This window comes from Paenibacillus sp. P32E (genome assembly GCF_001909085.1).
Classification (GTDB): Bacteria; Bacillota; Bacilli; order Paenibacillales; family Paenibacillaceae; genus Paenibacillus_AQ; species Paenibacillus_AQ helianthi.
Map to the genome: position 1 here is coordinate 1 of NZ_LVYY01000066.1, position 816 is coordinate 816.

General features: G+C 50.9%; 2 rRNA genes. Both read left to right on the forward strand.

The features are described from left to right. Window positions 1-276 (forward strand): 16S ribosomal RNA (locus tag A3848_RS27515); the annotation flags it as partial. Between the two features lie 246 nt (window positions 277-522). After that, window positions 523-816 (forward strand): 23S ribosomal RNA (locus tag A3848_RS27520); the annotation flags it as partial.

Consider the following 816-nt stretch of genomic DNA (forward strand, 5'->3'; position numbering starts at 1 on the left):
GGTGGAGCCAATCCCAGCAAAGCCGGTCTCAGTTCGGATTGCAGGCTGCAACTCGCCTGCATGAAGTCGGAATTGCTAGTAATCGCGGATCAGCATGCCGCGGTGAATACGTTCCCGGGTCTTGTACACACCGCCCGTCACACCACGAGAGTTTACAACACCCGAAGTCGGTGGGGTAACCCGCAAGGGGGCCAGCCGCCGAAGGTGGGGTAGATGATTGGGGTGAAGTCGTAACAAGGTAGCCGTATCGGAAGGTGCGGCTGGATCACCTCCTTTCTATGGAGAATCGTTTCCTGCAACGGAAACATTCAAATCGGAAGTTTAGCTTCCAAAACTCAGGTTTAGGCCTGTTACTCACTCGTTGCTCAGTTTTGAGAGTTGAAGCTCTCAAGTAATACCTTGATCCTTGAAAACTGGATACCGAAACGAAAATGCGTTTTAGAACATTCCTTTAAGCTGAACTTGTGTAAACAAGTTTATATTATAGCGATGCTAGCGATTTTCCCTTTGGGAAAACGCAATGGTTAAGCTAATAAGAGCACACGGAGGATGCCTAGGCGCCAGGAGCCGACGAAGGACGTGGCGAACAACGAAACTGCCTCGGGGAGCTGTAAGCAAGCTTTGATCCGGGGGTGTCCGAATGGGGAAACCCAGCTGTGGTAATTCGCAGTTACTCATACCTGAATACATAGGGTATGCAGAGGCAGACCAGGGGAACTGAAACATCTAAGTACCCTGAGGAAGAGAAAACAATAGTGATTCCGTCAGTAGCGGCGAGCGAACGCGGAACAGCCTAAACCAAGGGGCTTGCCCCTT